The following is a 14,833-nucleotide window of genomic DNA, read 5'->3' on the forward strand; positions in this document are numbered from 1 at the left end:
CTTAATTGTAACACATGTATTGAAATATTCAGATAATTATTGTGTCCATTTTTCACTTAATACAGCTTCTAGAACTGTTCATCCTTGCTATTTAATAATCTAATAGAAGGTTCATCAAATGAAATAACATCTACCACATGCTCAATACAAGAAAGTGAATAATGTGTATACTTCTTTACCGGTTGCAGCTGTTTCATTTGTTTGTCTATAAAAGCTGATCTTGAAAAAATGCGAAATGAATCTCCCGTGAAAACTTCCGAAACGTCGAAGAGTGTGTAATCGTCGTAAGTCACCATGTAGGAAACATAGGAAGGAAAATCTATTTGGAATGTTGAGACGTCGCTGGCTGGATATATTAAGAGGTCGGTAGCATCCTCACTTCCGTTTACAAAAATTCTTAAAGCTGACTGGCTTTTTCTGGGCTCTGAAATTTGTTCAAACGATAGCTGATAATTCTTCCATGTTACTAGCTCTGAAAATCGCATATCTGCCTCCGGTTGTTAAGTCATCATATTTTAATTCTAGAACTCTTCCACTAGTCCCTTCTCTTTAAAAAAGGCTCTTTTCTAAAAGATTGTTGTTTTTAATAGTTCGGTGAACCTATCCTATTGTTAAACAGGTTGATTGGAACGTAAGGTGCGAGACTCCTGCGGGAGTAGCGGGACAGGTGAGACCCCACAGGCAAAGCCGAGGAGGCTCAGCGCCCGCCCCGCGGAAAGTGAGCATCCTGTAGTGGAAATCTACCTCCTTGTTCAATAACAACAAAGTTTACGAAAACAACCTTAAAAAAAGTAGATGAAAAAAAATATGGAGCCTCAAGCAGAAATACAAGATAAGCAGGAATAGTCCGGCATGCATTTTGCCCCGTAAGCATAAAAAGGCCAGCCCAGTGGGCTGACCTTTTTACTGAAGTTTTACATTTCATAATAGAAACCTAAAGCAATTTTGATTACGTCCCGAACATCTTCGGATTGATTTTCAGTCATTTCTAATATGTCTTTTTTTGTGATTTCCATCTTTGCATCTTTTAGCAAAACACCGTTTTCCAGTTCTATATCTAAGGTGACTATATGGTCATCCATGTTCGTCCATATATTATTTACAGTGAAACTCCTGATTGCGGCACCTTTTTTTAATTTGTTATTTTCCATTCTAGACATACTCATTTTCTACACTCCTTTTACCATACTCTCAATGATACTTGGAGCTGAAAGAATGTAAATGAGCAGATAGGCCCAGAATTCTTGAAAGATAACCGCTTAAAAATCCTTTTTTATCTATTTTTCCATACAGTTATCTATTTTTGCTAGAATCCAGGTCTTCCTCTACTTCAATCACTTCAAAAGCAGTTTTATTAATTTCCTCCACTTTTAATTCGTCATATAAATTTCGTAATCCCTGAATAATATCGGAAGGGATTAACATGGAATTCTTCTCGGTCCTGCATTCTGAAAAGAGTTTGACGAGATTTTGATTCACTATGATTTTTTAATGTACTCCTGTCCCCTCCTGCACTCAAAAAAATTCAGTAATCAATTTGAATTACCCTTCCTTTTTTTAGAGTTAAAGGGTTATTATAGTAAGGCAGGAACGTATGTACTATTGATTTACACATCAGGGGGGAACTATGGAAGGTAAAACACACATAGTCGGCGGAATAGCTGCCGGCGCTCTTTATTTAAAATCAGGGGGATCGATTGATCAAGAAGTCTTATTTTTTACCAGTTGTATAGCTGGAGCACTCCTGCCTGACATCTGTTCACCAACCTCAACGATCGGCCGAATGATTCCATTGCTGGACAGGCTGGTGAGCAAGACTTTTGGCCATCGAACCATCACGCATAGTTTATTTATTTTACTTATAGCTTTTATGATATTCAAGATGACTCCCTGGCCAGAAGCGATAGAGTGGGGAATTTGGATTGGAATGGTCAGTCATTTGGTTCTGGATGCATTTACAGTCAAGGGCATTCAATTTTTGTGGCCTTTGAAAATTCGTGTGGGAATCCCAGGGGGAATTAAAACAGGCGGTACCGTTGAAAAAGGGTTTCTATCATTATTGACGTTATTTATTGTATATGCGGGATATCAAATTTATTTGAAATAACACTACTGCTTAAGCACTGGATCATTATATAATATCCTTAAGGAAACATCTCATATGCGTTTTCATACATAAGGAGCTATCTTAATGTGTAATAGCAGCGAAACAGGAGCACATATTTTTTATTCATTTGACAATATAGACAGGTATATTCAGAATGCCTGTACATTTATATCCGAAAGCATCAGAAACCAGCAGCCTGTCTTATTGTTAGAAAATGATAGGCTTTTTCCTTTAATATATAAGGAATTGAAATACAAATGGAGTAATGAGGAATTGGATAAATTATCTCACATCAATAATTTTGACTTTTATTGTTCCAATGGAGAATTCCATCCACAAACGATGGTACGTTATTTTTTTAATAAGATAAAACCTTTACGCGACGGAAATATTCCCATTCGGACATGGGCCCATGTGGAATGGGGAATTCAAGAAGAGATAACAAAGCTTATTATGGAGTTTGAAGAATTGGCAGACCCATCGGTATCTAACATGAATCTAGTATCTGTCTGCGCGTATGATAGCTCCGAGCTCACCGGATTAATGAAGCGTTCTTTACTCAAAAGCCACGGTTATTATATGACAGATACACAAATTGTTCCCTGCTAGGTCCCTGGGTAAAGAACACAAAAAAGAGCTGCTATGCAGTTCTTTTTTGTGTTATGGCAATTTTTATTAGGATGATTTAAGGTTTAGTGCCATAAGCAAAGAGTAAACTAGACAAACCCTATTAATCTGCTTCTCTTTTGACAGAATCCAGGGGCTGGCTTGATTCATGGTCAGAAGCAGGCAAAGCTTCCCGTTTGGGATCTATAAAGAAGGATCCCAACTCTTGCTTTAGTCTTTCTTCTGACTTTTCTTCGCACATACTGACACCTCCTCTGTCATATCTTTAGCGCAAATAGTTGTCCAAAAAGGGCCTTTTAAGATAAAAAATCCCCTTCATTTTCTATACCAATTCTGGCTGCGTATAAAACAATTTCTAACACAATTAAAATAATAATTGACTTCATCTGGTATAAAATAGTGTTCTAATATATGAGTTCGAAAAAAAGGATTGGCGGACTCATACGGCTTTAGCCCAAGAGATGTTCAAAGTGTTCCCGATTATGCAGCAGCTTTACGAGATGCTTGTGTTTTTAAGTGAATCACTTTGCTTGACGTACACCCGTTCCATACATACCCAGCTAGAAGCAGCATTGTTAGAAACTGAAAGACTGACCAATCTATGTCCTCAATTTCTTTTAGAACTAGATCTACCTTCTCATAGATCTGTTGTGAATACACTGCTGCTGCAGACAAGTGAATTAGTCCGTGGAAAGGTTCCCGAGAAAAAAAGCCATACACGAAAAAAACCGGATAAAACACGAAAAGTCAGTGACTTTATTGGTGCTAATTTAAGAAGGGGTCGATTTTAGAGGGGCCAATTTAAGAGGAGCTTTCCTCATTGCATCTGACCTGCGGGATTCAGTTATGAGATCCGCGGACCTCATTGGAGCGGATTTACGAGATGCCGATTTAAGCGGAGCGGATTTGACCGGCAGCATCTTTCTCACCCAGGCACAAATAAATTCAGCTAAAGGAAGTGCCCATACAAAACTGCCTCCTCGTTTACATACACCAGAACATTGGAAGAATCGTTGATTCAATAATTCAAGGTTCTATTTTGGGGTTTTTCTTAAACAGTCGAAATGGCAGACATTTTGACAACTTTTACAGGAAACCCGCCAAATGGAAAGCTTCTTTAGTAAAGATAACGAACAAGACCTCACCTCTTATCTAAACTTGAAATGTGCCGCCATTGTTTGGCAGCACATTTCAGATTAAATCAGTAAGTTTTCACGACCTTCTTTTTTTGATCGGTACATATAAATCAACCTTACACTTCCCTTCTGGATCTTCGGAAGGGTTATTCATATTAAATTCAAGGTTCAATCTTTCGTAATCTGCTTCGAATTCGCTATTTTGCAGCCATTCTCCGAACATAAATTGATAAGCAGAACTGAGCTTTTCAGGTGTATCATAAAAGGAATACATAGCATATTGTCCGCCATCCAGCTTCCTGAATTTCATATCATTATGTTTCTGTTTATCAAATCCATCAGGAACTGTAACACAAGCATCGTGACGGCAATCCTTACTTGCTACTAAGTCAGGATTATCTAATGAAATTCCGATAAATGAATGCTCAGGTGGATATAAACCATTACTTATTGACCAATGAATCAGCTTTTCCCAGTGTTCTTGCGGTTCAAAATAACTCCCAGTATGTCTTATAAATGCTACCTCTGTTTCAGGTAAATCTCTTATCAGGATACTCACTTTTAAACCTCCCATAACGAAATAATTTCAGCAGAACATAATTCGACATCTATTATTAAATTTCCTGCTTTAACAACCATCAGTTTGAGAGCGAACGTAGAACCGGGGAACCCAATGATATAAGTTGACGATAGCTTCGTCCTCCTTTCTTTTAAGGTATCCCCTTGTTGCAGCCTCAAGGTAAATAATCCTATGTTCTTCTTCTCAGAACACTGTTCATTTTCCTTGAAAACCCCTAACTGCCTTTGAAGTTTTGCACTAGCATAAGTCACTATTCATAAGAAAAAATTTTTTTGATCGGTAAAAACAATGATCCTCTCCCTAAATAAAATCGACTCCTGTCACACGGTAGCCGCAAATCATTGTGATACATATAATGGGTTATGCAAATTTGGAACGATAATATTCCCCTGATGTGTGCGTGGGTCAATTTGTTAAAAGTGAGGTGCAACATGAGTATAGGTATAGCGGTTATGGGATTATTCGTTGGTTTTTTAGTAGGTTTAACGGGTGTAGGAGGCGCTGCACTGTTAACACCTATTCTTATATGGGCAGGTATTAATCCTTCAATTGCGGTAGGTACTGACTTAGTATATAACTCCATCACTAAGCTATTTGGCGTATTTCAGCATTGGCGGCAGAAAACAATCAATTTTACATTAACAAAGTACCTTGCCATTGGAAGCATCCCCAGTGCCGCAGCGGCATTTGGAGTCCTTCAGCTCTTCGAAGCAGCATTTCAAAACCAAGAACAAATTATCAAACAATCACTGGGTTTTGTCCTTATTTTAGTAGCAATTTCGATGGTTATCCGGACTTTTTTCGATAATAAGTTAAAGCCGAATCGGTGGCAGTTAAAATCCTTCTATGAAAAACGGAATTTAACCATTGGAATTGGCATCATTTTTGGTTTTATTGTTGGTCTCACCTCTATAGGATCAGGATCTTTATTCGCTCTTGCCATGTTATATTTTTACCGGTTACCTTCAACAGAATTAGTTGGCACAGATATTGCCCATGCTTTTCTCTTAGTTACAGCGGCCGGTCTGCTCCATGCCAATGCAGGCAGTGTGGACTACTCTCTTGTTGGCAATCTCTTAGTAGGTTCCATCCCAGGAGTCCTAATCGGAAGTACACTATCGGCTAAAGTACCAGCTAAACCACTGAGGACAGTCATTGCTGGGATCATTATTCTTAGCGGTATCAAACTAATCGTTTAATAAGCTGCATCGGCGCACCCCATGAATCGGTTCACGCTGCAAACTGAAGAATTGGACTTCTAAAACTGGCAGTGTGTCAGCTTGTGCTAAATGAATTATTTTTACTCACATTAACATTCTCAACTTGATATTTGAGTTTTCCGTCTATGTATTTAAATTTGCACTTATCAATTTCATTACTCACTCAAATATTTGAGTTGGGCACTTAAATTACAGACCTCAGTCTAATAATTAATTTCCTCTTGTTATGTCAAAACTCATTTAAATACGTGTTATCAGCTAAAAGAATTTCCTTTCACAAAAAATTTAATTTTATGTTCTTCAATATGAAATCTCTTTCTTAAATTTAAGATTTCGCTCTTAAATTTGGGTTTCCACTCTTAAATGGCAGAATTCGCTCTTAAATTTGGGTTTCCACTCTTAAATGGCAGAATTCGCTCTTAAATTTGGGATTCCACTCTTAAATCACAGAATTCGCTCTTAAATTTGGATTCGCGCTCTTAAATGACAGATTTCGCCCTTAATTTTGGATTCCACTCTTAAATGCGAGAATTCACTCTTAAATATAGGTTCGCGCTCTTAAATGGCAGAACTCGCTCATAATTTCTGAATTCCCACTCTACAAATTCATTTTTTCACGCTTTCATCTATGTTTCTAATTATTATAGACATAGTGGGTAATCAGGCGCACCCTTTATCTAATATCCACCTTCAGCGTTAAAGTGCAGCATTATTGTTAAAAGATCATGAATTAGATACCGCTTTCATAATAAGGTCAAAAAAACTTTGACATGCATGTAAAAATGGTGTAGCATACCTATTGTACGAACGTTGTTGAAAAATATATAACTAATATTCGTGTTTAGGGGTGTTATTATGGAAAACGTTTTTGATTATGAAGATATTCAACTAATTCCGGCTAAGTGTATTGTGAATAGCCGTTCTGAATGTGATACAACTGTCAGCTTAGGAGGACATACATTTAAGCTGCCTGTGGTACCTGCTAATATGCAGACGATTATTGATGAAAAAATTGCAGTTTACTTAGCAGAAAATGGTTATTTCTATATAATGCACCGATTTGAGCCAGAGAAAAGGAAATCCTTTATCATCGATATGCAGACACGAGGTTTAATTGCATCGATAAGTGTTGGAGTTAAACAAGAAGAATATGGTTTCATACAACAATTATCAGAAGAACAGGTTATTCCCGAATTCATTACAATAGACATTGCACACGGCCATTCCAACGCTGTTATTGAAATGATTAAGCACATAAAAAACCATTTGCCTGCTTCTTTCGTTATAGCGGGAAATGTCGGCACTCCTGAAGCTGTACGTGAATTAGAACATGCTGGTGCAGATGCGACAAAAGTGGGCATTGGACCTGGTAAAGTATGTATCACTAAGATTAAAACTGGATTCGGTACAGGCGGCTGGCAATTAGCTGCACTTCGCTGGTGTGCCAAGGCTGCAAGCAAGCCGATTATCGCTGATGGCGGTATCCGTACGCATGGTGATATTGCTAAATCTGTTAGATTCGGTGCTTCTATGGTTATGATCGGTTCCTTATTTGCAGGTCATGAGGAATCACCCGGAGAAACTATCGAGAAAGATGGTAAGCTGTATAAGGAGTACTTTGGTTCAGCATCTGAATTCCAAAAAGGTGAAAAGAAAAACGTAGAAGGCAAAAAAATGTATGTAGAACATAAAGGTTCAATAGAAGATACGCTGATTGAAATGGAGCAGGATCTTCAATCCTCTATTTCTTATGCCGGAGGAAACAAATTAGACGCTATTCGTAATGTCGATTATGTGGTAGTTAAGAATTCCATTTTTAATGGGGACAAAGTATATTAATTTCTAATTATCGGGTGAGCAGGAACATTGTACTTGCTCACCTCTTATGTTTCTAAAAAAACGTGTTGGATGTAGCTTGTCATAACTTATTTAATGTCCACTTGAGCGCAAACCCTACAGCCAAACCTGGTACTACGCAAAGCATGGGAAACCACATACTCCCGAGCAGGACTCCGTAAATCTTGACCCTCGCGGAAAACATGATGCCGGTTGTCACAAAATAGGCAGACAAAACAAAAGGAAGATAAGCATATGGCTTTTTTCCCCCGCCCGCCTCTTTAAATGCATCCCACATAGCAAAGAAATACAAACAAGGATAGAACATCAACCACTGATAATCAGCACGAGCATTAGCTTCCTCTATCTTACCTAGGAAACTTAAGAGAATAATCTCATTAAAGTGAGCATTAATATTAATTAGAAATTCGAGGATCATAAATAGCGTCCCTTTGAAAAGCCGTCCGTTTAACAGTTGGGAAAAACCGGGTAAAGCTATGCTCCATAAAATACTTTCTAAAACTTTATCTTTTATTTTCATAGGCCGGGATCACTTATGCTTTGAAAGTTCTTCATGGTCGGCTGCTGTCGGGGGCTGCTCAAGCCATCCCTTTTCAATGAGGAGATTTGCACCGTCTTCAGATAAGATTCCTATTTCAGTAATCATGCGGGCATATGCAGCCGATATATCTCTTCTTTGGCATAATGCCATGGCTTCCCCATAATAACCGATAGCAGCAGAAAGCAAAGTCACAATATGATTTAGCATGAGTTTATCCGAAAAACAAGGTTCTGTCGCATCCGTTACTTCTGATCCAAATGTCCTTGGGAGATGTAAATTGTCCTCTTTCAGCATGGAGGAAAGGATTTCAAAGTGCCTTTGACAAACCTGCCTGGCCCTCTCAAAATAGTCTCGGACCTCATAAGATTGCGCAGTCTGGCTAAACCCTAGTTCCAATACAATTTTAGTCGTGGTTTTCTGCAAATTAAGAAACACACCGCTGATTTCTACTGCATTAATCGGTCTCCGTTTCCCAAACCACCCCGATAAAAAGCTCTGTTTTGTTACAAATTCTACCTGCTGATGGTTATTTAATACAGGTGGTTTATTTATTATCCCTTTAGTTAATAAAACATGGGTAGCTCTGTCATACAATACCATGGTTTCACTATTACATTCAATCAGATACTTTCTCTGATCCTCACGCATAGTATTACCCAAAGCACCAGCATATCTAGTCATACCATGTACGGCCATGATTTGAACATAGAGTATCATAAATATATCCGTAAATAGCGGAGGTGCTTCAACTGTGACGTCTGCATCGGTGAATCCTTTCGGAATTGGATAGTTATCATCCAGAAAAAACTGTTTATCTTTTTTTAGGTGAGTTTCGGCCAGTTCCAAGGCATATTGAATGACATCCTTAATTTCTTCATCTTTTACATGATTTAAAAAACAAAGAAAAATACAGCGTGATAAACTGTCGTTTGTGAATTGAGACCAAAGGTTAGCGAGTTCGGATGCTGTAAGCTTTGTTTGGTGATTCACTTGATCCATTTTTTTGCCTCCTGCTCTGTTTCCGGAATAGTTTATCCATTGTTACACATTTATACCAATACGGCACCCAAGATTAGTTTGTATGGGGAGAACCAGCCCTGCGATTGACTTTTACCAAGAAGTTTGTAGCCCAGCAGGCTATATATGCTAACAGCACGTCTATCAGAAAAAGATGAAATTGACTAAATCCTTTGTTTAATTTCGTAAATCCTGCCTTCTCTTCAAAAATGCCATATACGAAAGCAAAAAAAGCACTTAACAACAAGGTCCATAAAAAAAAATTCTGGTTGCGATTGGTACAAAATTGATACAATAACAAGTAACTGACTGGAAGTACCGATGCTGTCATGTTTGTAGCATTGGGTAAATAAGGTACCATGAAGTAATTATGTGTAAAGTAGCCGCCCCTGCTGAGTGCAGAATCAATATAATTCCAAAGAATATGTACAGTGAAACCGAAGAAAAATACCTCAAAGATCCTTTTACGGTCAACAAAAAAACATAGTAATACAAGGGGCACCACAAATAAGGCTAAAACTAACCAGAATTGCCATTCACCATAATCTGAAAACTTATCCCAGTAAGAAGAATATAATGAAGTTAACTTTTCATTTTGGTCTCCGATTTGATTCCAATATTTTTTAAAATTCACTTAAATCCTCCTCCAAGTATCCTAATCCTAGGTTCTTTCCTGCTTTGGTTTTTATACCTGCTATTAAATGAATATCAGTTGAAACCATTTTGAGGGAGATATCATAACACCCCCATGTAAGTGGAATAATGTAATTTTACTGCATTCATTGGATGCTCTGAGCCTGCATGTCTTATCAAAATAAAAAGGCTGTTTTCGCAAACTTTGTTGTTGTTGAACAAGGGGTTGATTTCCACTACAGGATGCTCGCTTTCCGCGGGACGGGCGCTGAGCCTCCTCGGCTTCGCCTGTGGGGTCTCACCTGTCCCGTTGCTCCCGCAGGAGTCTCGCACCTTACGTTCCAATCAACGTGTTTAACAATAGGGTTAGTTCACAGAACTTATTAAAAAAACAACAATCTTTTAGAAAAGAGCCAATAAAAAAGAGCAGCCATAAGTCTGCTCTTCGCCATTCAGTGCGGAAAATTTGCCCTTATAATGACTAAATCAATAGAATTTCCCGTATATCCTCTTCTGTAAGAGTGGAAGCTCTTTTGTCCTTTGAACCGATTATTTCCTGTACAAGATGTTTCTTTTTCTCTTGCAGTTCGTCGATTTTTTCTTCGATAGTACCTCTTGCCACAAGTTTAATGACTTCGACTGCATTCGTCTGTCCGATGCGGTAAGCACGGTCTGCTGCCTGCTGGTCTACCGCAGGGTTCCACCAAATATCATATAACACAACGGTATCAGCGCCCGTGAGGTTAAGTCCTGTCCCTCCTGCTTTTAACGATATGAGAAATAGATCTTGTTCCCCCGCGTTAAATCGGTCACATAAGTCAACCCGCATTTCTGATGAAGTCTGCCCATCCAGATAGAAATAAGTATGTCCCCTGCGTGCTGCTTCCCTGCCGATTAGCTGCAGCATTTTCGTGAACTGTGAAAAAATTAAGATTCGTCTTCCCGACTGTCTTGAATCTTTCAGGATCTGCATCAGCTGTTCAAATTTTGCAGAACTTCCCTGATAGCCGTCCACAAACAAGGCTGGATGGCAGCAAATCTGTCGTAACCGGGTTAAACCTGCCAGTATTTTAATACGGTTTTTTCTTAATGTATCTTTGTCTAGATGCTTGAGAGTATCATGCCGGAGCTTGGATAGATATGCAGCATACAGCTTCTTTTGTTCTGGGAGGAGCTCAGCAGATGCAATTGATTCAATCTTTTCAGGAAGCTCTGATAAAACATCTTCCTTCATCCTTCGAAGCAAGAAAGGCTTAATCCTGCGTGCTATTGTTTTTCTGGATAAATTACTGTAATCCTTTATTCCTTTAAATAGCTGAGGGAACACGACGTGGAATATGGACCACAGCTCTTCCAGTGAGTTTTCTACTGGAGTTCCCGTGAGAGCAAATCGATGGTCTGCTATGACTTGTTTCACCAATTTCGCCGTTTGTGTGGCAGGGTTTTTGAATGATTGTGCTTCATCAAAAAACACTGTATGGAAAGTCTGTTTTTCAAACCATCTGCTATCCCTGCGTATCAGAGGATAAGACGTTATGACAACATCGATATCTTTCAAATTCTTCTGAAGCTCGTTTCTCTCCGTTTTATTTCCATCCATTACGACAGCCTGAACATCCGGGGCAAATTTCATAAACTCACTCAGCCAATTATAGGTTAATGATGAAGGGCAGATAATTAAAGCTGGGAGCTTACTTTCACGGATTTCCGAAAGCACGGACAAGATGAATGTAATACTCTGCAGCGTTTTCCCGAGACCCATATCATCTGCAAGAATGCCGCCGAATCCATAATGCGCAATAGTTTTCATCCAGTAGTAGCCCTTTTTCTGATAGTCACGCAGAATAGGTTCCAGATTCTCGGGAATCTCAAATTCCAGACTCCCTGGATCACGGATTGAGTCTAAAAATGTTTGGAAAGAGGGTTCAACTGTAAATGAAGCACTCACATCTATAGCATCAAGTACTTGCATTCCCTGAACGAGTGGTATACGAAGGGTTGATTCCGCTCGCCCACTCCCAGCCGGAAGCGCATGTAAAAATTGATGTACTTCTTCGAACTCCCTCGTCTCCAGTGATAGAAGTGCTCCGTCCCTTAAACGGTAATATTTACGTTTTTCTTCCAGAGCGGAAAGAATATCACGAATATGTTTTTCATGAATACCATCCATTTCAAATTTGAATTCCAGCCAATTGGTTCTTTCCTTTTTAAATCCTACTTTGATCTTAGGACGAGCATTCTCTCTGAAGATTCTGTTTCGCACGGCTGTAGTGGCATAAATCTGGACGAGCTTTTGAAGTTTCGGAAGTACATGATATAAAAACTCATATTCCAATGCTTCATTGTGGAGAAAATAGCCGCTGTCTGTTTGAGTGAAGGAGCACTCCTCCATCAAATGAAGGATGGCCTCCTCCTTTTCCATATCCCTGATCAGAATAGTCCCAGATGGGGATTGACTGTCTTCAGCAGGGTTGATCATAATATGTTCGTAATGAAATTCCAGACTCGCAAGAAGCCGGTTCTTCACTCGGTCTAGATATAGCTTTCCATTTAAGGGTGTCTTTCCAAATACACCTGAAATATCACCTGAAATCGAAACTGTACCTATCTTTTTTAAACCTGGAACGACTTTTTTCAGAAACATCTCTAGCTGTTCCTGATGAATGGGGATCGTATTTGTACCGGAACTTTGCAGAATTTGCTGAAGTTCGGAAATACGATTGAAGTCTTCACTGTCCAGTTGAACGATTTTCCCCTCTGATATTACTGCCCGATATGAATACAGCAGATCCAGACGAGTTAAACCTTTTATCGTTAAGTGCAATCCTTTTTTATCAGCCTCTGCAATTTCAAATCTTATAGGCAGAGGCTGGCGGGATAGTTGAACCCGGCTGTATGCAATACCTTCGTGAATAAATCGGACAGAAGGGGCTTTGCCAAGCAATGCCAGTACCTTCTCCCATGAAGATGGAGTGATCAGTATGGTATTGTCGCTATTTTTAAAGCCGTATTGGATCGAAAGCCTTTCTATGAAAAAATTTTCATCCTGCACAATCCGTATAAGCTCCTGAACGACTTCCTGATTTTCCTGCAGAAAACAATGAAGCTGTGGATCAAATGTGAATGAGCTCGATAGTATGCAAGGTTTTCCTTCATTAATAGATTCTAAAAAGGATCGTATATTTTTTATTTCTATCTGTGCGATTTTCATGCTTATGCCGAAAAGCTGATATCCTTCTCCTATTACAACAGTCTCACATATGAATTCAGCATCCTTTTCCTGCCTCGACTCAAAATGGATCTGCTGGCCGCTTGATCGCTTTGCTTGTCCATTAAATAGATTAAAAAAATCTTTTGAAAGCGGTGATCGAGTATAAATGTCCTTATCTTCACCTGCATGGGCAGGTGTACTTACTTTCCTGTTCTGTTCCACAGCTGCAAGAAGAACAGCCGCTACATGCTGACATTCCTGCGTAAAGGAAGCGAGAGAAGGACAGCTGCATGACGGCTGGATATTTCCACCCGCATCTATTTCAATCTCCACATGAAAATCTTCAGCTCCTGAAACCGTTGCAGCACAGCTGCGGGAGGTAAACTTGGTAAATACTACTTTATCAGCACGATAAAAAGCCTCCCCTCTTTTGAAGGAGACAGTACCGCACAGTTCTATGATTTTTTTTCGATCAAGCTTTATGTTCAATTGCTTTGCTCCTTCCAGGGGAACTTATGTAAATTCGTTTAGTTTTTGATTTAATGATGTTTAGAACAAATGTACCTATGATAACATGATAATAAACAAGAATAAATTTTAGTTAAGAAGCAACTCGATATCTATGTACTCAAGAAAAAAGCTGGATTAACAAATCTAAAGACCTTTAATTGAATATACAACACAGAAATAAAATGCAAACTTTTTACCTACTCAGCCGTTCCCGTCACTGTACCTAAGGAATAGCTTAACTTTAGGATTGCCTGTCAACAAAAGGAGGCTGCTTTATGAGAATCGGCATAAATTTATTAAATCTAGCAGGAGATCGGTATGGGGGTGTAGAGCATTATGTTAAAAATTTAATTTGGCATTTAGCCCAAGTTGGAGAGAATGTGACGTTATTTCTGTTTATGAACCGGCCATACAGAGATTTATTCCCTGACGATGTAATAAATATAAAGCAAATCTTGTTTAAGGACAAAGGTAATGAATCAAAAGTTATTGAAGCGATTCATGAGTTTCGGATTGATGTTTGGTTTTGTCCGCTGCATAAATCGTACATTTCCAATATACCAGTCCCTTCTGTTGCAACGATCCACGATGTTCTCCACACAGCATACCCGCACTTTGTACCCGGGGAAAAAGAATGGAATAATCAATATTATGATCATTATTCTTCACAACTTGATGCGGTAATAACAGTCTCTGAATTCTCAAAAAATGAGATTATAAAGCAGGTGAAAATTCCTGAAGAAAAAGTGTACGCTATTTATCAAGATGTGCCCATAGAATTTAATCAATCTTTAAATAAGAATCAAACCCAATTAATTAAAAAGAAATATCAATTACCTAATCATTACGCTTTATACCCTGCAAGCTATAATCCCCATAAAAATCATCTAACTCTTCTTAAAGCGATTCTTCTTTTGCGGAATAAATATAAAAAACATATACCTCTTGTTCTAACAGGTTATACCCAAGAAAGTAATACCATTTATTTATCCGTTAAACATTTCCTCAAGGAGCATAGGTTGGAAAAGCAAATCCATATCCTGGGTTATGTCCCACCAAAAGATATGCCCTACATTTTTGAAAATTCGAGTTTTTTAATTTTCCCTTCTCTCTATGAAGGGTTTGGAATTCCTTTAGTAGAAGCAATGAAAACTAAAACACCTATGGTTTGTTCAAATAGAGGAAGCATTCCAGAAATAGCAGCTGACGCGGCATTATTTTTCAATCCTGAAGATCCAAAAGATATTGCCTTACAAATCCTTAAGGTTTGTAAGAAAAAGACTATGAATGAATTGATCAAAAGAGGTAAAAAACGTGCAAAATCCTTTTCCTTGGAAAGGAGCGCAAGTGATACGATAAAAGTATTTCAAAGTGTTTTACATTAATCCTTTCTG

General features: G+C 38.6%; 16 protein-coding genes. 7 read left to right on the top strand and 9 right to left on the bottom strand.

Going from position 1 to position 14,833, the window contains the following annotated elements; all coding sequences use genetic code 11:
- Positions 1–68: 68 nt before the first annotated feature.
- The 3 genes from CUU66_RS16120 to CUU66_RS24935 form a co-directional block, all read right to left on the bottom strand.
- Positions 69–485 carry a hypothetical protein gene (locus tag CUU66_RS16120; RefSeq protein WP_101643988.1) on the bottom strand — a complete coding sequence of 139 codons (417 nt, stop codon included), beginning with the start codon at positions 483–485 and terminating at the stop codon, positions 69–71.
- Positions 486–914: 429 nt separating this feature from the next.
- Entirely contained in the window at positions 915–1,166 is a 252-nt protein-coding gene (locus CUU66_RS16125; RefSeq protein WP_101643990.1) for a hypothetical protein, read from the bottom strand.
- A 127-nt stretch (positions 1,167–1,293) separates the two neighbouring features.
- On the bottom strand, positions 1,294–1,425 hold the full coding sequence (locus tag CUU66_RS24935; protein WP_257968023.1) for a hypothetical protein: 132 nt from the start codon (positions 1,423–1,425) through the stop codon (positions 1,294–1,296).
- 202 nt (positions 1,426–1,627) lie between these two features.
- On the opposite strand from CUU66_RS24935, the gene CUU66_RS16135 reads away from it, so the two are divergent.
- Complete coding sequence (locus CUU66_RS16135) at positions 1,628–2,107, top strand: metal-dependent hydrolase (protein WP_101643996.1); 480 nt, start codon at positions 1,628–1,630, stop codon at positions 2,105–2,107.
- 84 nt (positions 2,108–2,191) lie between these two features.
- Complete coding sequence (locus CUU66_RS16140) at positions 2,192–2,716, top strand: MEDS domain-containing protein (RefSeq protein WP_101643999.1); 525 nt, start codon at positions 2,192–2,194, stop codon at positions 2,714–2,716.
- 121 nt (positions 2,717–2,837) lie between these two features.
- Here the strand turns inward: CUU66_RS16140 and CUU66_RS24305 are convergent, their stop codons facing one another.
- Positions 2,838–2,975: a hypothetical protein gene (locus tag CUU66_RS24305; protein WP_180955318.1), complete on the bottom strand. Its 138-nt coding sequence runs from the start codon at positions 2,973–2,975 to the stop codon at positions 2,838–2,840.
- A 229-nt stretch (positions 2,976–3,204) separates the two neighbouring features.
- Between CUU66_RS24305 and CUU66_RS24940 the strand changes: the two genes are divergently transcribed.
- The gene (locus CUU66_RS24940; RefSeq protein WP_257968024.1) at positions 3,205–3,525 is read left to right on the top strand and encodes a hypothetical protein; all 321 of its coding nucleotides are present in this window, start codon (positions 3,205–3,207) and stop codon (positions 3,523–3,525) included.
- Between the two features lie 55 nt (positions 3,526–3,580).
- Positions 3,581–3,751, top strand: a complete 171-nt coding sequence (locus tag CUU66_RS24945; RefSeq protein ID WP_257968025.1) for a pentapeptide repeat-containing protein — start codon at positions 3,581–3,583, stop codon at positions 3,749–3,751.
- Positions 3,752–3,946: 195 nt separating this feature from the next.
- Here the strand turns inward: CUU66_RS24945 and CUU66_RS16150 are convergent, their stop codons facing one another.
- A complete protein-coding gene (locus tag CUU66_RS16150; RefSeq protein ID WP_101644001.1) occupies positions 3,947–4,429 on the bottom strand; it encodes an AraC family transcriptional regulator in 483 nt (160 codons plus the stop codon).
- 452 nt (positions 4,430–4,881) lie between these two features.
- On the opposite strand from CUU66_RS16150, the gene CUU66_RS16155 reads away from it, so the two are divergent.
- Together CUU66_RS16155 and guaC are read left to right on the top strand one after the other, a co-directional pair.
- Entirely contained in the window at positions 4,882–5,649 is a 768-nt protein-coding gene (locus CUU66_RS16155) for a sulfite exporter TauE/SafE family protein (RefSeq protein WP_101644003.1), read from the top strand.
- 876 nt (positions 5,650–6,525) lie between these two features.
- Positions 6,526–7,509, top strand: a complete 984-nt coding sequence (gene guaC / locus CUU66_RS16160) for a GMP reductase (RefSeq protein WP_101644005.1) — start codon at positions 6,526–6,528, stop codon at positions 7,507–7,509.
- 79 nt (positions 7,510–7,588) lie between these two features.
- On the opposite strand, the gene CUU66_RS16165 is transcribed toward guaC, so the two are convergent.
- From CUU66_RS16165 to CUU66_RS16180, 4 genes are all read right to left on the bottom strand, one after another.
- Positions 7,589–8,047 carry a hypothetical protein gene (locus CUU66_RS16165; RefSeq protein ID WP_101644007.1) on the bottom strand — a complete coding sequence of 153 codons (459 nt, stop codon included), beginning with the start codon at positions 8,045–8,047 and terminating at the stop codon, positions 7,589–7,591.
- A gap of 9 nt (positions 8,048–8,056) precedes the next feature.
- Entirely contained in the window at positions 8,057–9,067 is a 1,011-nt protein-coding gene (locus tag CUU66_RS16170; RefSeq protein ID WP_101644009.1) for a DUF3231 family protein, read from the bottom strand.
- A 73-nt stretch (positions 9,068–9,140) separates the two neighbouring features.
- Positions 9,141–9,719: a hypothetical protein gene (locus CUU66_RS16175; RefSeq protein WP_101644011.1), complete on the bottom strand. Its 579-nt coding sequence runs from the start codon at positions 9,717–9,719 to the stop codon at positions 9,141–9,143.
- A gap of 480 nt (positions 9,720–10,199) precedes the next feature.
- Positions 10,200–13,418 carry a DEAD/DEAH box helicase gene (locus CUU66_RS16180; protein ID WP_101644013.1) on the bottom strand — a complete coding sequence of 1,073 codons (3,219 nt, stop codon included), beginning with the start codon at positions 13,416–13,418 and terminating at the stop codon, positions 10,200–10,202.
- A gap of 296 nt (positions 13,419–13,714) precedes the next feature.
- On the opposite strand from CUU66_RS16180, the gene CUU66_RS16185 reads away from it, so the two are divergent.
- Positions 13,715–14,824, top strand: a complete 1,110-nt coding sequence (locus CUU66_RS16185; protein WP_101644015.1) for a glycosyltransferase family 4 protein — start codon at positions 13,715–13,717, stop codon at positions 14,822–14,824.
- Positions 14,825–14,833 lie beyond the last annotated feature (9 nt).

It is taken from the genome of Peribacillus deserti (assembly GCF_002863585.1).
In the GTDB taxonomy this organism is placed as follows: Bacteria; Bacillota; Bacilli; order Bacillales; family DSM-1321; genus Paraperibacillus; species Paraperibacillus deserti_A.